Raw genomic sequence first — 21,357 nt, 5'->3', positions numbered from 1 at the left:
TTACAAAATTTTTAACTTCCGATTGTACCATAGTTTAACTATTTATTTAATTAAACTTAGTTAAAATAGCGCATTTTAAGGAGAAAAAATGAGAAAATTTTTATTATCATCGCTTCTGGTAGTTGGAGCATTTTGTGCTGATCTTAGCTTTAAAAGTTTACAAAGTGAATTTACGCAGGTGGTAAATAGCAAAGATGCTAGCGTTAGCTATGTTGGAAAATTTTATGCAAATGCTGATAATACCGCACTTTGGATATATTCATCTCCGACACCAAAAAAGATATATTTTAGTGATACACATGTTGTTGTTATAGAAGATGAGCTTGAGCAAGCCATCATCTCAAAACTTGACTCAACACCAAATCTAACACAAATTCTAAGCTCCGCAAAAAAGATAACCCCAGATCTTTATAAGGCAAAATATGACAATGTAGAGTATCTGATCACCATGAAAAATGGGCTACCTTTAGTCATAGACTACAAAGATAAGTTGGAAAATAAGATAAAAGTTACCTTAAAAAATGTCATCAAAGATAAGGCAATCTCAAAAGAGCTTTTAACCCCAAATGTCCCAAAAGGCTACGATATCATCACTCAATAATCAAGGCTCGCCAAAGTCAGAGCCAAAATTTTCGATACTGTTTAGGTCGATTGGGCGATTTATATCATTTAAATTTGGAGAGATGATTATATTGTTTGAGTTATTTTTATTTGTTCTTGTTGAATTTTCATTATGAGAAGTCGGCGCTCTTGAGCCACATAGATCGCGCATTTTTATAGCATTTATTATATCCTCTATCTCGACCTTTTCGACAACTTTCATGGCTATTATCAAAACATCATCGATAGTTAGACCGTGCTTTTTTGCAGCATATTTTATATATGCTTCTTTAAATTTTTCCTTACCAAGAGAAGTAAGTAAATCTTCTGCGTAAAAACTTCCGATAATGACATTTAATGCATCTAGAACATAGGCTTCGTTGGAATTTAGATCATTACCAATAAGCTCCAAGTTAAGTCGCATCTTTTTTGTAGCACCTTGTGCCATTTTTGAATAGACATCAACCTCAAATTCATTTACTCTAATGGCATCTGCACTTGCAAAAACTGCCAAAAATATAGCCAAAAATATCTTTTTCAAAAGCTCTCCTTGATGTTTTTAAACTCATTTTCTGCGTAAAATTTACGAACTTCATCGTCTATTTTAACCACACTTTGTAAATATCTACTAAAATCAAGCCGTTTATTATAAAAAAGCTTAAGATAAGCTGGGTCAATAGCGCGCGAAAGTGCAACATAAAGCTGACCGTTTGCAAAAATATTATTTAAATCGCACATTAAATTTTTTATACTCATACCTTGCGATTTATGGATAGTAAGAGCGTAAGCTAGTTTAAAAGGAAACTGCGAGAAGGTCGCAAGTGTCTCTTGCCAAACCTCTCCGTCGCGCATAACAAATTCCATAAGTTCAAAGACATTTCGTCCGACTTCACAAAGCTCCCCACTCTCTTTTTTGACGATCACCTCGCTTATCTCATTGCCATCGCGCACGACTTGGACTATCTCGCCACGCTCACCGTTATAATAACTACCCCATTTATTGGTGGCAAATATCACCTTTGCACCAAGCATTACTTCAAGAGCTTCTGGAACATTTAGCGAGTTTTTAAAACTTTGCAAGCGCTTTTCGTTTAGGGTTTCATCTATGATTTTTAGCTCTGCTTTTAGGGTAAAATTTGGCGAATTTAGGCGTGCTAGCATCATGTTATTTAATCTATCAACACCAAAATTTGTCCCAAAAAGTACGCTTGTATTTGCGTCTGGCTCAAATTTAGGCGTTAAAAGTGAAACGATATATCCTATCACATCATCGCTTACATCGCCCACTCGAAGCTTTGAGAGCATGGTATAAAATCTCTCATCTTGTGTGCGTTTTGAAATTTTTAGCTCAACATTTACGAGTTTAAAAGCCTGCCAAGCATGCGAGCTAAATGCGTAGTTAAAGCTAAAAAGCGCATTTTGATTTTCGTTTTTTTTCACTGGTGGAAGCTGATAAAAGTCGCCCACAAACATCAAGCGACCCTTAAATTTTGAGCTATTAAGCCTTAGATAGATCATCTCAAGTATATTTGCACTAATCATTGAAATTTCATCAAAAACGATAAGATCGGCACTATCAAGTATCGCTCTAAGTTTGTTTAGCTTATCTTTTTGTCTTTTATCATAAGCTTTTAGCTCATTAAAGTCATTACAAATGCCAAATTTAAAGAAGCTATGTACGCTCACTCCGCCGATATTTACGGCACTTATGCCAGTGCTTCCAAGCACGATGACATTTTTAAGCTCGCTTTTATAGTGGGCTATGACCGCGCTTGTAAGGTAGCTTTTGCCAACCCCTCCGCCACCAGTTAGAAAAAGATTTGAGTTTTTTAAAATTTGTAAAATTTCTTCTAGCAATACTTAACCTATTTTTTGCAAAATTATACCAAAATAAGTCATAAATTTACATTTTTAAGATAAAATCATAACTTTAATCTCAAGGAAATTCATGAAAAAAAAACTTATTTTACCGCTTTTTATAGTCCTATTTTTAGGGTGTTCTGATAAAAATCAAAAACTAAACGACCATGCTTTAAGTCAAATACCAGCCTCACGCATAAGCCTTATAGATCTTGGCGAACAAAGTGTAAAAAATTTGCCTCAAAGCACGATAAACGAGCAACTTGATGGAGCTGCGTTACTTAAAAAAAGATTTAACACATTTAGCGCAAATATTAGCAAAAAAGAGAGAAAGGACGCCTTTTGGGCGCTTGATATATATAAATTTAGAGAAAAACGCCCATATTATGGCTCAAATTTTCGCCCTGTTACAAAAGAGTGGTTTGAACAAACGCGTGAAAATGCAAATGAAGAGGGATTTTTATCTCTAAATGCTCTAGCCATAACCACGGCAAATACCGCACTTCGCAACATGCCAAGCAGCGACCCACTTTTTTACAACCCACAAAATGCTGGCGAGGGCTATCCATTTGACTACCTACAAACATCAGCACTTAGCATCGGTTTTCCACTATTTGTCTCACACCTATCAAAAGATGGGGCTTGGGCGATGGTAAGAGATGATGATGTTTGGGGATGGGTCAAGGTCGAGGATATCCGCTTTATAACAAGCGATGAGGCAAAAATTTATAAACAGTCAAAATTTCTAACCATACTAAGAGATAAAATACCAGTTTATAATGAGCGAGGTTGGTTTTTATTTTACGCTAGACTTGGGGCGATACTTCCGTTTTTAACAGAGAATGATGAGACATTTTACGGCGAAATTTATACAAGAAACGGCAAGCATAAATTTAAGATACCAAAAACTGAGGCCGCGCGCTTCCCACTTGCTTTAAATCAGACAAATATAAACGCAATGGCTGACTCACTCCTAAATGAGCCTTATGGCTGGGGTGGCGTGGATAACCTACGCGACTGCTCCTTACTTACTAAAGACATGATGGGCGCATTTGGAGTTTGGCTGCCTAGAAACTCTAAAGCTCAAGCAAACATCGGCAAAAAAGTTGAGCTTTCGTTTTTAACAAACGAACAAAAGATAGAAGTCATAAAAAAACAAGCTGTGCCCTATATGACACTGCTTCACTCTCCAGGACATATCATGCTTTATGTAGGCATTAAAGATGATCAAATTCTTATATTTCACGACGCGTGGGGGATAAAAACCATAACAGATGGACGCGCGCTTATAGGGCAAACCGCGATAACAACACTTGATGTAGGACGAGATGTTGTTGGAGTAGAGACTGGTTCGTTACTACTTTCAAAGATAAAGTCGATGAATATCTTGCTAGCAAAAGATGACAGACTTACAACATTAAATGACTTTTCAAAAGAGCCAGCTTTAGTTAGAGTAAACACCAAAACCATCAAAGATGAGCCGTGCAATCACGCTGACGCAAATGCCGTGTATCCAGCCCTAAGCCCCATAAATGCGCCACTTGTCGATGCTGGCAGATGTAGAGACTACGAGCTACTTCAAAGCCTGTACGGAGATAGCGAAGCAAGCGTGAAAGCAAACTTAGTCGATGTAATTTGGCTTAAGGACTTTGGCACAAAAAAGCTTAAATTTAACAGACAAAATGGCGCCGCTAAAGCACTTCAAGCGGTTAGCGATGAGCTAAATGAGCTAGCCAAAAAAGATGAAAACATACTAAAATTTTTAAAAGACAGCGGGACATTTAAGTGGCGCGTGATAGCTGGCACAAAGCGTGCTAGCGCCCACAGCTATGGTATCGCGATAGATATAAATGTAGATGGCAGTGGATACTGGCAGTGGAGCAAAGAGCATAAAAACACCTTGCCAGAGGAGGTGGTGCATGTGTTTGAGAGGCATAAATTTATCTGGGGTGGGCGCTGGAGGCACTTTGATAGCATGCATTTTGAGTATAGACCTGAGCTTTTTAAGGATAGCAAATGAAGAAAATTTTACTTTCACTAACGGCATTTGTTTGGCTAAATGCGGATAAAAATTTGATAGAAATTTATCAAAACGCTGAGTTTTTGCGCCAAAGCTTTGATAATGTAAAAAGTGAGCTTATCATCGCCGTTCCAGATGGTGTGCGAGTGGATGATGTAGATGTGCGCTCAACTTGCGATGTGACAAAAATGAGCCTTAGCAGACCGCTTATCACACAAAATGCAAAAGTGAGCGAGCTAAAGCTTCAAATCTCAAAGATCGAAAATGAAATTTTAGCATTTAATGACAAGCGCGAATTTTTGCATAGCATAGCACCAAAAGTGAGTGACTTTGAGGCGCTAAAGGCGAGTGGTGAGAAATTTTACGAGCTTATTTTAGCTGATAAAACAAGGCAAGGTGAGCTAAAAGAACGGCTTTTAGAGCTATCTACGGCGCTAGATAAACAAACGCAAGAGCTAAGGTATCAAAACCTTACTATAAATTTTGCTTGCGAGTCAAAAAGCGTAGATGTGGCGTTTGCGCTTTTTGAGCCAAGTTCGCTAAAAAATGAAGTCCGCGCTAGCACGCTTACTCAAAAGCTTGAAATTTCACAAAGCATAAGCGTCTTTAACCCCCTGCCAACACCGCTTGATAATCTAAGTATCGCTATTTATCCTTTTAGCTACGACACTAGATTAGCGCCTGATGAGTTTGCGCCTAGATACTACGGACAAAGTGCGTCAAACTACGATATACAGCCTCGTATGGCTGTAGCTATGAGCGTAAATGATAGTGTAAAATTTGAAAAAGCTCGTGCAAAAAGTGAGCAACTAAGCCTTGCAGATACCTACAAGCTTGATGGGCTAAATATTGGCGCGTTTGAGCAAAAAAGCTTTGAGTATGACAGGCAAAGCTTGGACGCGAAATTTAGTATATTTATAGATGCTTATGCAGATGCCAATGCCTTTTTAATGGCAAATTTTACTCCTAAAAATAGGCTAAATATGGCAAACACCAGCTATAAAGTAGATGGCGTAAGTATAGGTGAGAGCCTCGCGCAAGGCTTTGATGAAAACGCACAAAGCGTGCTATATCTAGGTAAAAATTCACTCATCAAAGTAAGCAAAAAAGTCGATGAAAAGATGAGTAAATCTAGCTTTTTTGGTAACACAAAAACAACCACAAGATCTTGGGACTACGAGATAACAAACAGCTCAAACCGCACTTGGGAGATAACTTTAGCCGAACGCATACCACTAAGCACAAGCAATAACATAAAGATAAGTGACAAAAGCAACGACAAAGCAAACATAGACAAAGAGGGTAGAGCTGAGTATAAATTTAGCCTAAAAGCAAGCGAGAAAAAGAGTATAAACTTTGGCTATGAAGTAAACGAGCCAAAGTAAAGTAAGCTTGGATAAATTTATCCAAGCTTAGGTGTGCTAAATTCCAAACTCTGCAAAGTCAAAAACCACTCGTCCGTTTTTGAGAGTTTTTACGGCTGAGCCCTTTATCTTTTTGCCAAAAAGTGGTGAGTTTAGCGACTTTGAGCGATTTACTTTCTCATCGTAGATATACTCTATATCAGGATCGATTATAGCGATGTCAGCTAGCATACCAGCGGCTATCTTGCCTTTGTTTGTAGCTTTGATAATCTTTGCTGGATTGTATGAAGTAAGCGCGCTCATTTGCTCTAGGCTTATCACACCCTCATTTACTAGTCGTAAGGTCAGTGGCACGAGAGTTTGAAGCCCGATGATACCAAATGGCGCCTTGTCAAACTCCACTATCTTCTCATCGCTGTGGTGCGGGGCGTGATCGGTGGCGATGACATCTATAAGCCCGCTTTTTAGCCCATCTCTTACCGCTTTTACATCGCTTATCTCGCGAAGTGGCGGGGACATTTTAAAATTCGTATCATAGGCGTTTCGTAAAATTTCCTCATCGCTAAATGTAAAGTGATGTGGCGTCGCCTCGCATGTTATGCGTATGCCATCTTTCTTTGCCATTTCAATGATCTTAAGCGAGTAAGCCGAGCTAACGTGCGCTATGTGAATATGCCCGCCAGTAAGCTTTGCGAGTAGCATATCACGGCTTACTGAAATTTCCTCTTTCTCTCTTGCCATACCGCGAAGCCCAAGGATCGCCGAGACCTTGCCCTCATGCATCACCCCGCCACGACAAAGCGAGCAGTCCTCTGAGTGGCTTATACAAAAGCTACCAAACATATTTGAGTACTCAAGCGCGGCGCGCATGACTGATGAGCTAGTCACTGGAAGTCCGTCATCGCTAAATGCCACAGCTCCAGCACTTACAAGATCACCCATCTCGGTTACTTCGTTGCCTTTTAGGCTCTTTGTGATAGCAGCGATTGGCAAAAGATCTATAAGACCACACTCTTTTGCCTTGGCTATCATCGCGCTTGTGATGTAGGCGTTGTCATTTACTGGGTTTGTATTTGCCATAGGCATGCAGGTAGTCACACCACCCGCTACCGCTGCGCGAGAGCCCGAGACGATATCATCTTTATACTCTTGTCCTGGGTCACGAAAATGCACGTGCATATCGATAAGCCCTGGAAATACCAGCTTACCGCTCGCGTCTATGACAGCGTCAGCTTGTGGGATAGCGTTTGAAATTTCAGCGATATTCTCACCCTCGATGATGATGTTTGACTTTATAATGCCGTCGTGATTTACGATAGTTGCGTTTTTTATAAGCGTTTTCATTTTAACCTCTATTTTTCATCAGTGTGTTAAGTATCGCCATACGGATGGCAACGCCGTTTTCTACTTGATTTAGAATGCGTGAGTTTAGGCTATCAGCAACATCTGAGTTTAGCTCGACGCCGCGGTTTATAGGACCTGGGTGAAGCACTAGCGCATCTGGCTTTGCTAGCTTTAAGCGCGTACTGTTAAGCCCAAAAAATTTAGAGTACTCACGCGAGCTAGGAAACGCCACCTCACCATCGCCTCTTTCAAGCTGGATACGAAGCATGATGATAGCGTCCACCCCCTCACACGCCTCCTCCACACTCTTTGCTATCTCACAGCCAAAAACCCCTGCCTCTAGCGGCATCATCATCGCTGGCGCAAAAAGGCGAACATTTATACCAAGCTTTCTCATCGCCCAAATATCTGAGCGAGCCACCCTACTTCTAGCGATATCGCCAATGATCGCCACAGTCGTTGAGCTGTCTAGCTTTTTGCCGTTTTCTCTTAAGGTAAAAAGATCTAGCAGACACTGGCTTGGGTGTTCGTTCGTGCCATCTCCGGCATTTACGACACTGGCGTCGGTGTGCTGTGTGGCTAGAAGCGCGGCACCTGAGCTTGGGTGACGAAGCACGATGATGTCGCTTCGCATGGCTTCTAGGTTATTCATGGTGTCAATTAGCGTTTCACCCTTATTTACACTAGAGCTTGACGCGGTGAAATTTATCGCGTCCGCTCCTAGCCTTTTTGCCGCTATCTCAAAGCTCGTGCGCGTGCGAGTTGAGTTTTCATAAAAAGCATTTATTGTAGTTTTTCCTCTTAGATGATCGCTCTTTTTAAACTCGCTTGAGTTTAGCGCTTTAAACTCTTTTGCTGCGTCTAAAAAGTGCATTATCTCGCTGACTTCTAAGTCTCTCGTGCCTATTAAATGTTTGCGTGTGTAGCTCATTGCCTTGCCTTAAATTTATCTGATATTAGCGTAAAACGCGACCTTTATCTCTCAAAAAGTTTTGAATGGTGTTTTTTCATGTACTCAACTATAGCTATTACCTCATCAACACCCTCAGCATCAGAGCCCTCAAGCGCGTCATCTATGCACTCCACATAGACACTTGCTGCCTCTGCAAGCTTTGACTTTTTCACTCCCGCATAGTAAAGCAACCCCTCCAAAACCACGCTAAGCTCGTAGCTTAACTCCTCTACACTCACATCTTGCTCTCTCATAAATCCTCCTGTGTTTTTTTATTTATCAACTCCACTATCTGTGCTTTTATCACTTCATAATTATACGCATCTTTAAAATTTGCAAAAAGTCCGCCGCTAGCATTGACATGACCGCCACCTCCGACTAAATGCTTTGCCATCGCGCTCACATCGACCTTACCGTTAGCGCGAAAGCTTAGAGTTTTTTTGCTAGTTACATCGATGAAAAAGTCAAAGTCAGGATTTGCAACCAAAAAGTCATTGCCGATGACTGAGGTGTTGCCGATATTATAGGTCAAAACGCCGGCAAAGCCCTTGTACTCTATCTTAAATTTCTCTTTATTTTTACTTAAAAGCCTTACGACATAGGCTGATATTAGGTTGCTTAAGGTATCATCTTTATCAAATTTAAAAAACTCTTTTTTTATGCTATGTACCGCACTATCAAGCCCGATATAGTCGTTTTTCTCATTAAAAAATTTGCTTGCTTGAGCCAACAAAAACTCAAGGTATTCGTTATTTTCATGCTCAAACATTACTTTATTTATCTCTTTTGCGTTTGCCACAAGTCCAAGACAGACCTTTCCCATCTCAAAGTCAGGCTTGTCTTTTAGCCAGATATCCACAGCATTTACGACATCGCAAAACTTAGCTAACCTCTCATCAGCTCCCAAAATTTGAGCAAAAAAGTCATATGTGATCTTTGTCGCGCAGCGCGAGTTATCTAAAAAATACCACTCATAAGCACTCGCGCACTCTGCTCCGCTTTGATGATGATCTAGTAGCCAAAGCTTGGCGTTTTTACCCTTTAGTCTCTCATCAAAGTCCTCGCACTGTGACATGGTTAAATTTAGATCGGTTATTAAAATCACGCTTGGCTCACTATCATCAAGCAAATTTAAAATTTCACTAAATTTTTCATCTATCTCGCGACCGTAGTTTGAGTTTAAAAAATGTATATTTTTAAAATAATGTTTTGTCACATACTGCGCACCATAACCGTCTAAATCAGTATGTGAAAGGTGAAAAAATTTCATCTATATCCTTTTATAAATTTTCTATATTTATCACGCCAAGCGTCTCAAATGGTGTATTTGGAGAAATTTCCGCAAAGCTTAAAACAACTATATCGATACTAAAATTCGCACATATATCAGCGATAAATTTACGCAAACTAGGCTCAACACAAATAACCATCGGCCCACTTTGACTTATCGGTCGGCGCTGCTTTTCAGCACGCAAAGCCTGAACTATCGCAGAAGTTTGGGCGACATTTATCATAAGATGATACGTACCGTCCTTGTACTGCACGGCTTCAAGTAGCTTTTGCTGGGCAGCAGTTTCAAATATATAAAAACTTAGTTCGCCCTTTTCGTTTGCATAAAGCGAGGTTATCACGCGAGAGAGCGAAGCCCTTACATGCTCGATGATCATGTCTAAATTTTTACTAACTTCAGCTATATCGCTAATGGCTTCAAGTATACTAATAAGATCCTTAATCGGAATGCTATTTTTAAGTAGCGCTCTAAGTACCTTTTGTATCAGCCCAACACTAGCAACTCGCATAGTATCTTCAACGATAACTGGAAATTCAGCTTTAAGCTTGTCAAGTAAATTTTGTGTCTCTTGGCGAGTGAGAATTTCATGAGCATTTTGTTTAACTAGCTCGCTAATGTGCGTACTTATAACGCTTGCTGGATCAACTATCGTATAGCCTGAAAGTATCGCGTCTTCTTTTGTATTTTGATCTATCCATAACGCATCAAGCCCAAAAGCTGGCTCCTTAGTAGGAATTCCTTCAATGTCTTCGCTCACAAGCCCGCTATCCATCGCAAGAAATTTATCCGCATAAATTTCGCCCTGCCCCACAACTATACCTTTTAACTTAAAACGATACTCATTTGGCGGAAGCTGTAGGTTATCTCGGATACGGATTTGTGGCATTAAAAAGCCAAGCTGAGTGGCTATATTACGCCTAATACCACGAATTCTTTCCGTCAGATCCGTCTCAGCTAACTTTATAAGCCCATAACCTATCTCAAGCTCCAAAAACTCTGGTCGCAAAATATCATTTATCTTTTTCTCTTCTTCGCGCGCTATCTCTTCGATACTCTTTTTAGGTGGTCTTTGAGCATCTGCGCCAGCTCCACTAGTAGCAGCTGCACCAGAAGTTGGCGAAGCGCCGCCTTTTGCTTTTGAGCCAGTAGCAGAAGATGATATGTCTAACAAATTTCCATCCTTGCTCTGCTTTACGATATATCCAAGCCCAAGAAAAATAATAGCTATAAAACCGAGTGAAACGGTAGGAAGGCCTGGAACAAGAGCAAACATAAAAAGTATAAAACCAACGATAAATAAAATTTTATAATCACCCGTAAGTTGGTTTATAGAGCCCTCAGCAAAGTTATCTCCCTCTTTGCTTGCGCGAGTGATGATGATGGCAGTTGCTGTTGAGCTGATAAGTCCTGGGATTTGACTAACTAAACCATCTCCGATAGTAAGTATTGTATAGTATTGCGCCGATGTAGCCATATCAAGACCGTGCTGAAATGAACCTATCGCAAAGCCACCTATGATGTTAATAATAGTAATGATAATGCCAGCTACCGCATCGCCTTTTATAAATTTACTAGAACCATCCATGGCTCCATAAAAATTTGCCTCTCCTATAACCGCATCACGCCTCTCTCTTGCGGTTTTTTCATCTATCAGTCCCGCATTTAAGTCGGCATCTATCGCCATTTGTTTACCAGGCATAGAGTCAAGCGTAAAGCGCGCCTGTACCTCAGAAACACGCGTCGAACCCTTTGTTACGACCATGAAATTTATAAGTACCAATATACAAAAAACAATGATACCGATAACAAAATTTCCACCCACAACAAACTCGCCAAAGCTTGAGATGATGTCGCTCACAGCCTCTGGACCATTGTGCCCTTCGCTAAGTATCATACGAGTTGTAGCGATATTTAGCGAAAGGCGAAATAGCGTGATGATGAGAATAAGCGTTGGGAAAGTGGTAAGGTCGGTTGGTTTTGGTACATATATTGAGATTAGGATTATTAGTACGGAAATGGCGATAGAAATCGCTAAGAAAAAGTCAAGTACGCCACTTGGAAGTGGAACTATGATGATAGCTAAAATAGCAATAATAACGCCAACAATACTTAGCCCTTTAAACTGGCTAAATTTATTGACATATCGTAACGCTGGCAAAACAAGCGTATTTATGTTGTTTTTTGCCATTTTATCTCTTGATAATATCAGCTAGACTAATGCCTTCAAGCACCTCATCAACCTTTTGTTGTAGGCTGTTAAACATCGACCAAATTTGGCAGTTTGCTGCTTTATCACAGTCAAGCATAGAATTTGAGCACTCAAAAACGCTAGTCGGACGCTTTTCAACGCTTTCGATAATGGTTTTTACACTTATATTTTCAGCCGCCTGCATGAGCATAAACCCACCATTTGCGCCTTTAAAAGATTTTAAAATTTTATCTTTTGCTAGGGATTGTAAAATTTTTGCTAAAAAGCTCTTTGAAATGTTTAGCTCGCTTGAAAGGGTATCTACATCAACTGGTTCTTTACGCTGCGAGATAAAGATGAGCGATATTAGGGCGTATTCGCTTGCTTTTGTAAAAAGCACATTTGCTCCTTGGTTTTTATTAAGTCCTATATTTTATTAAATTTTTACTGCATTTTTCATTAAAATCAATAGTTTTTATTTTTTTAGCCATTTTAGCTAATTTTATGTTTTTTATGATATAATCGCCCTTTTTAAATCAATCTACCAATCAGGAGGTCTAAAATGGCTTTGGATTCGGCTAAAAAAGCAGAAATAGTTGCGAAATTCGCTAGAAAAGATGGTGATACTGGATCGCCAGAGGTGCAAATAGCACTACTTACAGCTCGTATTACTGAGCTTACAGAGCACCTTAAAATATTTCAAAAAGACTTCTCATCAAGACTAGGTCTTTTAAAGCTAGTTGGTCAAAGAAAAAGACTGCTAAAATATTTTAAAAACAAAAACTATACAGCTTATACAAAGCTTATTGCTGAGCTTGGTATCCGCGACAAGTAATTTTTGGGGCTTTTGCCCCTTTTTATACATACATATCTAGCTTTTTCTTTTGAGCTATAAGTTTTTCAGTATCTCCTAAAATTTCAAGACCTATTTTTTCATCTATTTGATCGATTTTATCTTTTAAAAAAGCAAAATTTGGATCTTTTTCAAGCTCGTAAGTTATTATTTCGCTCTTTGGTTGCTTATCCATCATCAACCTCCTAGCCAACTGTGGGTCGCTTGAGCCAACATCTGCTATTGAAGCTGGAGCTACATAGTTTGCCAGCTCTTCGCTTGCCCTTAAATCATTATGCCTTCTTGTAGAAAATTCAAGCCATTTTTGCTTAAATTCATTAATATCTGAATACATATCAAGCATATTATAAAGCTCGCTATCTTCATATCTTGCCACGCCTTCATGCTTTTTGTGTACTTTTATATACTCATCAATGCTCATAACTTTTGCTTTTATGGATTTGTTAAGCTTGTAATCTCCAGTAAGTCCTAAAATTTGTGTACTTTCTATAAAATCCCTAAGCTCTTTTTGGCGAGTTTTACTTATAGAAGTATCAAGACCGTTTAACTTACCCCATATGCTAACTTTTAGGCTTGGAGTATATCCACTAAGCGATAAAAGCCCTTTGGCATCATCTTTTAATCTACTTTTGCTTTGAAATTTATCAATGCTTTGATTTATAACATTTGATGGCTCATTTGCTAGTTTTTCATTTTGCTCGTCAATATGTTTTATAAGATTATCCAAGCGTCCCTTTTTTACATTTAACTCGTACAAAAATGTATTTGATGAGCTTGTGGCGTTTATCATCATAGCTCCTTTATAATACTCTTTGGAGTATATCGGCTAAATTTATATTTGTTTTAGCTATTTTTTGCTTGTCATCTTATAAAGAAAGCTAAAAATTTCAGCCACAGCTTTATAGAGATTAGGCGGAATCTCTTGATTTACCTCAACTTTACTTAAAATCTCAACTAGATCCGGATCCTCTTTTATTGGTATATCGTGCTCTCTAGCAAGCCGCATAATGTTATTAGCAACCTCTCCAGAACCGCTGGCTAGGACTTTTGGGGCATTATCTTTACTTTTGTTGTATCCAAGCGCTACAGCTTTTTTCTTTGGAGGAATTTGTGGATTTATCTTTGGCATCAAGCCCTCACATCATAGCCCATCTCAAGTCCGCTAAAGTCCTTAAAACGCTGCTTTATCTCATCTTTTGGCATAGTTTTTATACTAAATCCACTAACCATAAGCCCAACCGAATTTATCGCTTGCTTTAGCTCCTTTTGATTTTCAGTTATGAGTGATTTAAACTCATTTCTTTGTGTAGCTATCGTGATATCTATATAGCGCTTTTCGCTGAGAGTTGTCATCACATTTATCTGTCCAAAATTTTTAAAATTTAGATCGATTTGAGCATAGTACTTATCTTTTTTGCCACGCTTAAAAGCCACCTTTGCATTATCAACATCATCCCAAACATAGGGTAGATAAGTTTGTACACCACCACTTAGACTTGAGACTATTTGATGTAGTTCTATTTGGCTTATCATTTTTGAAGCCATCTGGCTTATTTGTTGTGAATTATTAAGTCCAGCACTTTTATCTTGCAAGCTTAAAAGCGTACTTTTCATGTCATTACTTAGTGTTTTTGCTATATCGGCACTACTTTTGTTTTCAACCTTAGAACCGTCATTTGAAGCTACATGAAGCTGTTTTATGATAGTTTTTAGTTCATCTAAATTTGTCTTTGCATTAGTGGCTGTTTGATCTATAAAATTTAGGCTCTGGCTTAGTCTTCTAGCTGCACTTTGTAGCTTGTCTTGTAAACTGCCTTCACCTTGGGTTGCGGCTGTGTAAGTTTTTACAAGTTCCATTTGACTGCCTATCTTATCAAACCCATCAATAGTGCCTAAAATTTCCTTTGAGATCTTTGCAAATTCTCTTAAATTTGAACTAAATGCCGTACTTTGGTTTAGTCTTTCACTACTAAAACGCTCCATGCCAGAGATTAAGCTTTTTATCGTTTCGCCTATTTTTGACATCTGTGACTTTATGCTCTCGCCACTTAAATTTGCACCTTTTTCGGCTATATTAAAACTTTGCTTATCAAGAAATTTAGCCATATCATCAAGTTTACTTAACCCACTCAAAAGCCCTTTTATGGGTGATGAATTTAGCGTAGCTACACTTTGGGCTTTAGCGTCAGCAAGTATAGAGTTTAGCTTAGAAAAAGAGCCTTTTGTATCAAGAGTTTCGTCATTTGCCAAATTTACTATCTCATTTAAAAGAGCTTGGTTTGACAAATTTTTTATGTCAGAAAGCAGTTTTTGCACCGATGATGGAAGCTTTTGAGCACTTAGAGCCTCTTTTAAATTTGCCTCTAGCATAATGCCTGAGCTTTTTATCTGGTCATTTAAAGTGGCTGCTTTTAAATCGGCTATGGGTCTTAAAAACTCCTTTAGCTTTAACGCAAGCTCTTTTAAGGTTGGGTTTTGCATGATCTCAGTATCTGCATCAAGCATCGCCGAAAGCCCCTGTAGATCCTTAGCTAAATTTGGCGTTATCTTGGTATCTCTAGCTTGCTCGATAATCTTTGCTGTTTTATTAAGGGCGTCTGATTTATTAAGCTCATCCATAACACGGTTAAGCAGCCTATCAATACTATCAAGAGCCTCTTTCCCGCGCTGTTCGCCTGTACTTTGGGGTTGTGCTGGCTGCGGCTGGTTTTTAAAAAGTCCGCCTTGCTGGGGTCTTACCTGTGTATTTTGGTTTGGCTGAATGCCGCTTTGTGAAATTTGTTGCGAGCTTACATTAGCTATCGCCATCTTCTAGACCCTCTTTTACTATCGCAGGCGTTCGCATAACATGTGGCTCATAAGTAGTTCTATGCTCAACTGGTATGGTTCGCTGAGTGGCTGCAAATGCAAGAAGCGCTATCAAAAGCACGATATAAACATATATAAAACCATCTGAACCTAAAAATTTTATAACCACACCCATGATTATAGATGAGACAAGCGAGCCAAAAGAGTAGCTAAAAAGTAATGCTCTACCCACATTTACTGCCTCAGTGCTTCGCTCTTCTAAGACATCGTTTGCCCTAGCAAGAGAGAGCGCATAAAGACAAAAAACGCCACTTCCCAAGAAAAATGAGAGCAGATAAAGGAAATTTATATTTCTGCCTGCAAATAAAAATAAAATAGAAGCCACCAAAGAAACAGAGCAAGCTATCATGATAGCTGGTCTGCGGCCTATCTTATCAGATATAGAACCTAAAAAAAACTGCGACATAAATCCCCCACACATTGCAGATGTCATAAAAAATGAAACCTCTTTTGGAGTAAAATCTTGAAGCAGTATAAAAAGTCCAGCCATACCAAAAAAGCCATTTATAAGTATGCCGGCAACAACGCTACCAGCTAGAGCAAGCGGAACTATAGAGAAAATTTTAGGGATACTGACTTTTTGTTTAGGCGGAATTTTTGGTGGGTTAATACGGATAATGTTTAAAGGTATGCTTGAAAGCATAATAAAAGCGGCACTAACGATAAAAATTTCATCAACCTTTAAATTTAGGGCAAGTATCAAAATACCCATCGCAAAGCTGATATAAAATACACATTCGTAAAATGCCAGTATCCTTGAACGATTTGCATTTTTGGCTCGTTCATTTAGCCAACTTTCAGTAATAACCAAAAGCCCGTAGTAGCAAAATCCAAGCATTGTACGCAAAATAGCCCAAAAGTATAAATTTGAACTTAGATTATGAAGCATTGCGCTTACGCCAAAAAGCGCTGTAAATATGCCAAATGCCCGTATATGCCCTGACTTTGATATAATGTTGTTTGAATAGATCGTACTAATGATAGCGCCCACAAAAAAACAAGCGTTAATAAGCCCTATCTCAATCTCCCCAACATCCATTTGCTTTAACAAAGTAGAACAAGAGCTAACCACAAGTCCATTACCAATAAACATTAGCGAGATACTAAAAAATAGCGATCCCATAGTTTTTATCGTTCTTTTACTATTTCCCAAATCATCTTCCTAAATTTTTTCTTGCCAAAGACTAAGCATTAATGCACCAAAAGGCATACCAGACAAGCCAATTAAAAAGCCAAAAATATCAAGACTTTCTTGACGCTGCAAAACCAAAAAACCTAACAAAACTAAAGCATACGCCATAAGTCTGTAAGGGACAAAAGCGGTAGTTAGGTTCATGTCTTTTAAGCTTATTTTTTGCTTTTTTAGGCGATCTTTTTCATCTTTAAGGCTAAAATTTTCAACATCACTTTTTTGTATATCGTCATCTTCATCATTTTGCTTAACACTTTGCATAAATTCCTCATCATCAAGCCTAGATAAAACGCTTTTTTTATAGCTATAAAAACTAGCCGCGACAACGGCAAGCGAGCTAAAAAATGCCACCTGCGAGCTAAGCATAAATTTTTGCGAAACAAAAAGTCCAACGCAAAGTAAAAATAACCAAAAAATAGAGTAGATAAAAGACAGTTTTTTTAGCACTTAGTCATCTTCATCATTAAAATCACCCTTTTTATAGCGGTTTTCATCTTTTAACTCATCAAGACTTTTTACTTGGTGTTTGTATGCTTTATAAACATTTAAGCAAGCCGCAGCAATACCAAAGGCAAGTCCTACAAATATCATAGCAGTCCAGCCAGTAATGCTCTTTAACCAAAAGCCAAGTCCTACACCAAGTGCAACAGCAACAACTATGGAAATTCCTAGACTTAAATACTCAGCCGCATCAACTACTTGTTTTACCTTTGCCATGTCTGACCTTTATGCTATCTCATCAAAGCTTTGTTCTGCCATTTTTATCGCAAATTCTATATCTTCTTCACTCATCGCATCGCAAATAAACCCTGTTTCAAACTGACTTGGAGCAAGGTAAACTCCGCGTTTTAACATAGCATTGTGAAATTTTGCAAACATTTTTGTATCACTTGTAAGTGCGTCCGCATAGTTTTTAACTGGTTTGCTAGTAAAAAAGTACCCAAACATAGAGCCACGAACATCCGTTTGAAAGGCTATATTATTTTTTTGCGCAGCATTACTAAAGCCTTGCATTAGCCTTTTTGCAAATTTTTCAAGCTTTGCATAAAGCTCTGGAGTGTTATTTATCTTTGTAAGCGAAGCTAGTCCAGCAGCCATAGCAACGGGATTTCCGCTAAGTGTTCCAGCTTGATATACTGCTCCATCTGGACTTAAGCAGTCCATTATATCACAACGACCACCAAATGCCGCCACAGGCATGCCTCCGCCAATAACCTTACCAAAAGTTATCATGTCTGGCTTAACACTATAAATTCCCATCGCTCCCGTAGCCGAAGCCCTAAAGCCACTCATAACCTCATCAAATATAAGTACGGCACCATTATCATCACAAAGTTTTCTAAGTCCAGCCAAAAAGCTCTCATCAGCTGGAACAAAGCCCATGTTTCCAGCGATAGGCTCGATAATAACTGCGCCTATTTCATGATTTTTAAAAATTTCTTCAACACTTTTTATATCGTTATAAATTGCCAAATGTGTATTTTTTACAACATCAGCAGGCACACCAGCACTTGAGGCATTGCCATAAGTTGTTGCACCACTTCCAGCCTTAACCAAAAGCGCATCAGAGTGTCCGTGATAACAACCTTCAAATTTTATAAGTCCGTCCTTCTTTGCATATCCACGAGCTACTCTTATCGCGCTCATCGTTGCTTCCGTACCAGAGCTTACAAAACGAACCTTTTTAATAACATCAAATTTTTCGCAAATCAAACGCGCTAAATTTGTCTCATTTTCACAAGGCGCTCCATAACTAAGACCATTTTTAACAGCCTGTATAACGGCATCTTCAATATCCTTATCGCAATGCCCAAAGATAAGAGGTCCCCAGCTTTGAATAAAATCAAGATATTTTTTACCCTCAACATCAAAAAGATAAGCCCCTTGTGCTTTTTGTATAATCACTGGCTCAGCGCCCACGCTACCAAAAGCGCGAACTGGCGAATTTACTCCACCTGGTATAAATTTTTTTGCTTGGGCAAATGCATCTTTATTTGTCATTTTTTAGCTCCTTTTTTTGGTTTTTTATCTTTTAAACTACTAACATAATCATAAAGTAAAACTATCTCTTCATCTGTTAAGAAATAGCTTGGCATAACGCTTTTTGGATTTTCTAGTCCATTTTTAAACCGCTCAATAGTAAGATTATTTATAGGTGGCGAGACAAGCTCTTTGTCTATGATTTCTTTAGTTTTTTTATTTTTATCTTTGTATTTTGATATTAAAAGCCCTTCACCATTTTCTCCGTGGCATTTGTTACAGCCTATGCCGCGTGGGTTTTTATAAAGCATGCTTGCGTGCTCTTTTTTGGTTATAAAATCAGCTCCAAACATCAAAAAAGGCAAAATGAGTAAAAAAATAGCCCGCATTTTTCTCCATGTTTTTCAAATTTTAAATAAATTTTGGGTATGATACTATTTTTGTAATTAAAATAGCTTTTAACGAAGGATGAATTATGCAAATAATTGACGGAAAAACATTAAGCGCAAAGGTAAAAGAGCAGATAAAAAAGGAGACTGATTCACTTATACAAGCCGGCATAAAGCCTGGTCTTGCAGTTATTTTAGTTGGTGAAGATAAAGCCAGTCAGACATATGTAGCTTCAAAAGAAAAGGCATGTATTAGCGCAAATATAAACTCTATAATGCACCGATTAGGCGAAAATACAAGCGAAAGTGAGCTTTTAGCGCTCATAAATGTACTAAATTTAGATGACAGTGTAGATGGCATTTTAGTCCAGTTGCCGCTACCAAAGCATATTGATACGGATAAAATTTTAAAAGCTATAAGAGCAGACAAAGATGTTGATGGTTTTCACGCTCTAAATGTTGGAAAGCTAGCTAGCGGACTTGATGCCTTTGTGCCTTGCACACCACTTGGTGTAATGGTAATGCTCAAAGAGTACGGCATAGACTTAAGCGGGCTAAATGCTGTTGTTGTAGGACGAAGTAATATCGTTGGAAAGCCTATGGCAAATTTACTCCTAAACGCTAATGCCACCGTAACCATAACCCACTCTAGGACAAAAAATTTAGCTGAAATTTGCAAAGGCGCTGATCTTTTAGTCGCAGCCATTGGTAAGCCAAATTTCATAACCGCTGACATGGTAAAAGAAAATGCTATCGTCATAGATGTAGGCATAAACCGCTTAGATGATGGCAGGCTTGTGGGCGATGTTGATTTTCAAGCAGTTAAACAAAAAGCAAGCTTTATCACGCCAGTGCCAGGCGGAGTTGGTCCGATGACTATTGCCATGCTACTTTCAAACACACTAAAGTCAGCTAAAGAGCGAGCTAATAGGCTAGGTTTAAAAATATGAGAAAATTTCTAGCCAGACTTTATAGCTTTAGTGCCAGCTGGACTGGAACGATAATCATCGTTGCATTTGTGATATTTTTCGTCGCCCAAGCCTTTGTTATCCCGTCTGGCTCAATGAAAAACACACTTTTAATAGGCGACTATCTTTTTGTAAAAAAATTTAGCTATGGCACACCTGTGCCACGAATTCCTTGGATAGAAATGCGTGTTTTGCCTGATTTTCAAGGCAACGATCATCTTATAAACGGAGATATGCCAAAGCGCGATGATATAGTAGTTTTTAGAAGCCCTCAAGATGATAAGGTACATTTTGTAAAAAGACTATTTGCAGTTGGTGGAGATGAGATAATAGTAACTGAAAAAAATGTATTTTTGCATCATTATGAAGGTGATGAATACATAAAAGCAAATTTTAAGCCCGAAGAGATCGTCACCCTAAATGGCAAACTCTTTGTGCATGAGCCATATAAACACAGGGGTGTTCATTATGATAAAAAGGTAGCGATGTTTGATATAATGGTGTATGCTCTTAATCAAAATAAGCTAGCCATGAAACCGCTTTTTCTAAGCGAGCTAAAATCTCATCCAAACTATGACTTTAACGCATTTTATTTTAAAGTCCCACAAGATGAGTTTTTTATGATGGGGGATAACCGCGATCACTCAAACGATAGTCGATTTTGGGGCACTGTTGAATACAAACATATCGTTGGAAAACCATGGTTTATATATTTTAGCTGGGATAACGACTATAAAATTCGCTGGGAACGCATAGGTAGATTTATAGATAGCGTAGAAAATAACGACGAGATAGTGGATTTGGCGATAAAAGAGGAAGAGGTTGATGGACTTTACTAACTTTGATCCCATTTTTGCCCTACTTTTGCTAGCCGCACTTATCATCGCTATAGTTGGTCATGAGATAATGCATGGCTGGGTAGCCTTTAAATTTGGTGATAGCACAGCAAAAAACCTTGGCAGACTAAGTCCAAACCCCATAAAGCATGTCGATCCGATAGGAACGATACTTGTTCCTGCTTTGCTATATTTTACAACTGGATTTTGCTTTGGATGGGCAAAGCCAGTTCCTGTAAATATGTCAGTTGTGCTTAGAAATGGCGGATACAAAGCTGATGTATTTGTGGCACTTGCGGGCATTTTTTATAATATCTTTTTGGCAATTTTATTTTTATTTTTACTTAAAAATTTTGCAAGCCATTTTAATGAACTTAGTGTACAGTTTATATTTTTGCTATTTAGTGTAAATTTATTTTTAGGGCTTTTTAATCTCTACCCATTTCCGCCACTTGATGGATTTAAAGCCGTTATATACATACTTTGCATGCTTGGTCTTAAAAATTTAGCCGACAAGCTTTATTCTGCTGAGCGCTGGGGTATGGTGGTTTTGATAGTTGTTATTATAAGCCCTATTTCTCAATATGTTTTTGCGCCTATACATAGCGTATTTAAGCTACTTGTGACATTATAGTGTGTATAATTTTAAAAA

The 21,357-nt window shown here is 38.5% G+C and carries 23 protein-coding genes; 7 read left to right on the top strand and 16 right to left on the bottom strand.

Annotation, left to right across the window (positions count from 1 at the left end):
• The first annotated feature begins 88 nt into the window (after positions 1-88).
• Positions 89-601, top strand: coding sequence for a LolA-like outer membrane lipoprotein chaperone (lolA, locus tag LQV35_RS02160; RefSeq protein WP_230056225.1), 513 nt, complete (start codon positions 89-91; stop codon positions 599-601).
• On the opposite strand, the gene LQV35_RS02155 is transcribed toward lolA, so the two are convergent.
• Both LQV35_RS02155 and LQV35_RS02150 read right to left on the bottom strand, forming a co-directional pair.
• On the bottom strand, positions 602-1,141 hold the full coding sequence (locus tag LQV35_RS02155) for a hypothetical protein (RefSeq protein WP_230056224.1): 540 nt from the start codon (positions 1,139-1,141) through the stop codon (positions 602-604).
• Positions 1,138-2,457 carry an ATP-dependent DNA helicase gene (locus tag LQV35_RS02150; protein WP_230056223.1) on the bottom strand — a complete coding sequence of 440 codons (1,320 nt, stop codon included), beginning with the start codon at positions 2,455-2,457 and terminating at the stop codon, positions 1,138-1,140. Before LQV35_RS02150 ends, LQV35_RS02155 begins: the two co-directional genes overlap by 4 nt.
• A gap of 91 nt (positions 2,458-2,548) precedes the next feature.
• Here LQV35_RS02150 and LQV35_RS02145 point away from each other — a divergent pair, with 91 nt between their 5' ends.
• Positions 2,549-4,480 carry a bifunctional C40 family peptidase/M15 family metallopeptidase gene (locus tag LQV35_RS02145; protein WP_230056222.1) on the top strand — a complete coding sequence of 644 codons (1,932 nt, stop codon included), beginning with the start codon at positions 2,549-2,551 and terminating at the stop codon, positions 4,478-4,480.
• Positions 4,477-5,865 carry a DUF4139 domain-containing protein gene (locus tag LQV35_RS02140; protein ID WP_230056221.1) on the top strand — a complete coding sequence of 463 codons (1,389 nt, stop codon included), beginning with the start codon at positions 4,477-4,479 and terminating at the stop codon, positions 5,863-5,865. Before LQV35_RS02145 ends, LQV35_RS02140 begins: the two co-directional genes overlap by 4 nt.
• A gap of 36 nt (positions 5,866-5,901) precedes the next feature.
• On the opposite strand, the gene LQV35_RS02135 is transcribed toward LQV35_RS02140, so the two are convergent.
• From LQV35_RS02135 to LQV35_RS02110, 6 genes are read right to left on the bottom strand one after another with little or no spacing between them, the layout of a single operon-like run.
• Positions 5,902-7,188, bottom strand: a complete 1,287-nt coding sequence (locus tag LQV35_RS02135) for a dihydroorotase (RefSeq protein ID WP_230056220.1) — start codon at positions 7,186-7,188, stop codon at positions 5,902-5,904.
• A gap of 1 nt (position 7,189) precedes the next feature.
• Positions 7,190-8,119 carry an aspartate carbamoyltransferase catalytic subunit gene (locus LQV35_RS02130; protein WP_230056219.1) on the bottom strand — a complete coding sequence of 310 codons (930 nt, stop codon included), beginning with the start codon at positions 8,117-8,119 and terminating at the stop codon, positions 7,190-7,192.
• A gap of 44 nt (positions 8,120-8,163) precedes the next feature.
• Complete coding sequence (locus LQV35_RS02125; RefSeq protein WP_230056218.1) at positions 8,164-8,394, bottom strand: hypothetical protein; 231 nt, start codon at positions 8,392-8,394, stop codon at positions 8,164-8,166.
• Positions 8,391-9,410, bottom strand: coding sequence for a DHH family phosphoesterase (locus LQV35_RS02120; RefSeq protein WP_230056217.1), 1,020 nt, complete (start codon positions 9,408-9,410; stop codon positions 8,391-8,393). Before LQV35_RS02120 ends, LQV35_RS02125 begins: the two co-directional genes overlap by 4 nt.
• A gap of 10 nt (positions 9,411-9,420) precedes the next feature.
• Positions 9,421-11,619, bottom strand: coding sequence for a flagellar biosynthesis protein FlhA (flhA, locus tag LQV35_RS02115; RefSeq protein WP_230056216.1), 2,199 nt, complete (start codon positions 11,617-11,619; stop codon positions 9,421-9,423).
• Between the two features lies 1 nt (position 11,620).
• Positions 11,621-12,019, bottom strand: coding sequence for an RrF2 family transcriptional regulator (locus LQV35_RS02110; protein WP_230056215.1), 399 nt, complete (start codon positions 12,017-12,019; stop codon positions 11,621-11,623).
• A 162-nt stretch (positions 12,020-12,181) separates the two neighbouring features.
• On the opposite strand from LQV35_RS02110, the gene rpsO reads away from it, so the two are divergent.
• Positions 12,182-12,454, top strand: a complete 273-nt coding sequence (gene rpsO, locus LQV35_RS02105) for a 30S ribosomal protein S15 (protein ID WP_230056214.1) — start codon at positions 12,182-12,184, stop codon at positions 12,452-12,454.
• Positions 12,455-12,476: 22 nt separating this feature from the next.
• Here the strand turns inward: rpsO and LQV35_RS02100 are convergent, their stop codons facing one another.
• The 8 genes from LQV35_RS02100 to LQV35_RS02065 are packed head-to-tail and all read right to left on the bottom strand — an operon-like array spanning position 12,477 to position 18,901.
• Entirely contained in the window at positions 12,477-13,262 is a 786-nt protein-coding gene (locus LQV35_RS02100; RefSeq protein ID WP_230056213.1) for a hypothetical protein, read from the bottom strand.
• A gap of 57 nt (positions 13,263-13,319) precedes the next feature.
• Positions 13,320-13,601, bottom strand: coding sequence for a FlhB-like flagellar biosynthesis protein (locus LQV35_RS02095; protein ID WP_230056212.1), 282 nt, complete (start codon positions 13,599-13,601; stop codon positions 13,320-13,322).
• Positions 13,601-15,280, bottom strand: coding sequence for a flagellar hook-length control protein FliK (locus LQV35_RS02090; RefSeq protein WP_230056211.1), 1,680 nt, complete (start codon positions 15,278-15,280; stop codon positions 13,601-13,603). Before LQV35_RS02090 ends, LQV35_RS02095 begins: the two co-directional genes overlap by 1 nt.
• Complete coding sequence (locus LQV35_RS02085) at positions 15,267-16,463, bottom strand: MFS transporter (RefSeq protein WP_418884438.1); 1,197 nt, start codon at positions 16,461-16,463, stop codon at positions 15,267-15,269. Before LQV35_RS02085 ends, LQV35_RS02090 begins: the two co-directional genes overlap by 14 nt.
• 39 nt (positions 16,464-16,502) lie before the next feature.
• On the bottom strand, positions 16,503-16,979 hold the full coding sequence (locus LQV35_RS02080; RefSeq protein ID WP_230056209.1) for a hypothetical protein: 477 nt from the start codon (positions 16,977-16,979) through the stop codon (positions 16,503-16,505).
• On the bottom strand, positions 16,980-17,249 hold the full coding sequence (locus LQV35_RS02075; protein WP_230056208.1) for an AtpZ/AtpI family protein: 270 nt from the start codon (positions 17,247-17,249) through the stop codon (positions 16,980-16,982).
• Between the two features lie 9 nt (positions 17,250-17,258).
• On the bottom strand, positions 17,259-18,533 hold the full coding sequence (gene hemL, locus LQV35_RS02070) for a glutamate-1-semialdehyde 2,1-aminomutase (protein WP_230056207.1): 1,275 nt from the start codon (positions 18,531-18,533) through the stop codon (positions 17,259-17,261).
• Entirely contained in the window at positions 18,530-18,901 is a 372-nt protein-coding gene (locus LQV35_RS02065) for a c-type cytochrome (protein WP_230056206.1), read from the bottom strand. The genes hemL and LQV35_RS02065 overlap by 4 nt, the downstream gene beginning before the upstream one ends.
• 86 nt (positions 18,902-18,987) lie before the next feature.
• Here LQV35_RS02065 and folD point away from each other — a divergent pair, with 86 nt between their 5' ends.
• Genes folD through LQV35_RS02050 form a run of 3 tightly spaced genes read left to right on the top strand, consistent with a single transcriptional unit; the run spans position 18,988 to position 21,339 of the window.
• Positions 18,988-19,851, top strand: a complete 864-nt coding sequence (folD, locus tag LQV35_RS02060; protein WP_230056205.1) for a bifunctional methylenetetrahydrofolate dehydrogenase/methenyltetrahydrofolate cyclohydrolase FolD — start codon at positions 18,988-18,990, stop codon at positions 19,849-19,851.
• The gene (lepB, locus tag LQV35_RS02055) at positions 19,848-20,708 is read left to right on the top strand and encodes a signal peptidase I (protein WP_230056204.1); all 861 of its coding nucleotides are present in this window, start codon (positions 19,848-19,850) and stop codon (positions 20,706-20,708) included. Before folD ends, lepB begins: the two co-directional genes overlap by 4 nt.
• Positions 20,695-21,339: a site-2 protease family protein gene (locus LQV35_RS02050; protein WP_230056203.1), complete on the top strand. Its 645-nt coding sequence runs from the start codon at positions 20,695-20,697 to the stop codon at positions 21,337-21,339. Before lepB ends, LQV35_RS02050 begins: the two co-directional genes overlap by 14 nt.
• Positions 21,340-21,357 lie beyond the last annotated feature (18 nt).

The organism is Campylobacter suis, from assembly GCF_905120475.1.
GTDB classification, from domain to species: domain Bacteria; phylum Campylobacterota; class Campylobacteria; order Campylobacterales; family Campylobacteraceae; genus Campylobacter_A; species Campylobacter_A suis.
This window is presented reverse-complemented; position numbering and strand designations above follow the sequence as displayed.

Excerpts from the sequence above, each read along its gene's own strand:
- LQV35_RS02090 (WP_230056211.1), bottom strand. The coding sequence starts at position 15,280 with ATGGCGATAGCTAATGTAAGCTCGCAACAAATTTCACAAAGCGGCATT.
- flhA (WP_230056216.1), bottom strand. The coding sequence starts at position 11,619 with ATGGCAAAAAACAACATAAATACGCTTGTTTTGCCAGCGTTACGATAT.
- lepB (WP_230056204.1), top strand. The coding sequence starts at position 19,848 with ATGAGAAAATTTCTAGCCAGACTTTATAGCTTTAGTGCCAGCTGGACT.
- hemL (WP_230056207.1), bottom strand. The coding sequence starts at position 18,533 with ATGACAAATAAAGATGCATTTGCCCAAGCAAAAAAATTTATACCAGGT.
- LQV35_RS02085 (WP_418884438.1), bottom strand. The coding sequence starts at position 16,463 with ATGGGATCGCTATTTTTTAGTATCTCGCTAATGTTTATTGGTAATGGA.
- LQV35_RS02050 (WP_230056203.1), top strand. The coding sequence starts at position 20,695 with ATGGACTTTACTAACTTTGATCCCATTTTTGCCCTACTTTTGCTAGCC.
- LQV35_RS02130 (WP_230056219.1), bottom strand. The coding sequence starts at position 8,119 with ATGAGCTACACACGCAAACATTTAATAGGCACGAGAGACTTAGAAGTC.
- LQV35_RS02125 (WP_230056218.1), bottom strand. The coding sequence starts at position 8,394 with ATGAGAGAGCAAGATGTGAGTGTAGAGGAGTTAAGCTACGAGCTTAGC.
- lolA (WP_230056225.1), top strand. The coding sequence starts at position 89 with ATGAGAAAATTTTTATTATCATCGCTTCTGGTAGTTGGAGCATTTTGT.
- LQV35_RS02120 (WP_230056217.1), bottom strand. The coding sequence starts at position 9,410 with ATGAAATTTTTTCACCTTTCACATACTGATTTAGACGGTTATGGTGCG.
- rpsO (WP_230056214.1), top strand. The coding sequence starts at position 12,182 with ATGGCTTTGGATTCGGCTAAAAAAGCAGAAATAGTTGCGAAATTCGCT.
- LQV35_RS02145 (WP_230056222.1), top strand. The coding sequence starts at position 2,549 with ATGAAAAAAAAACTTATTTTACCGCTTTTTATAGTCCTATTTTTAGGG.
- LQV35_RS02100 (WP_230056213.1), bottom strand. The coding sequence starts at position 13,262 with ATGATAAACGCCACAAGCTCATCAAATACATTTTTGTACGAGTTAAAT.
- LQV35_RS02135 (WP_230056220.1), bottom strand. The coding sequence starts at position 7,188 with ATGAAAACGCTTATAAAAAACGCAACTATCGTAAATCACGACGGCATT.
- LQV35_RS02075 (WP_230056208.1), bottom strand. The coding sequence starts at position 17,249 with ATGGCAAAGGTAAAACAAGTAGTTGATGCGGCTGAGTATTTAAGTCTA.
- LQV35_RS02095 (WP_230056212.1), bottom strand. The coding sequence starts at position 13,601 with ATGCCAAAGATAAATCCACAAATTCCTCCAAAGAAAAAAGCTGTAGCG.
- LQV35_RS02140 (WP_230056221.1), top strand. The coding sequence starts at position 4,477 with ATGAAGAAAATTTTACTTTCACTAACGGCATTTGTTTGGCTAAATGCG.
- LQV35_RS02065 (WP_230056206.1), bottom strand. The coding sequence starts at position 18,901 with ATGCGGGCTATTTTTTTACTCATTTTGCCTTTTTTGATGTTTGGAGCT.
- folD (WP_230056205.1), top strand. The coding sequence starts at position 18,988 with ATGCAAATAATTGACGGAAAAACATTAAGCGCAAAGGTAAAAGAGCAG.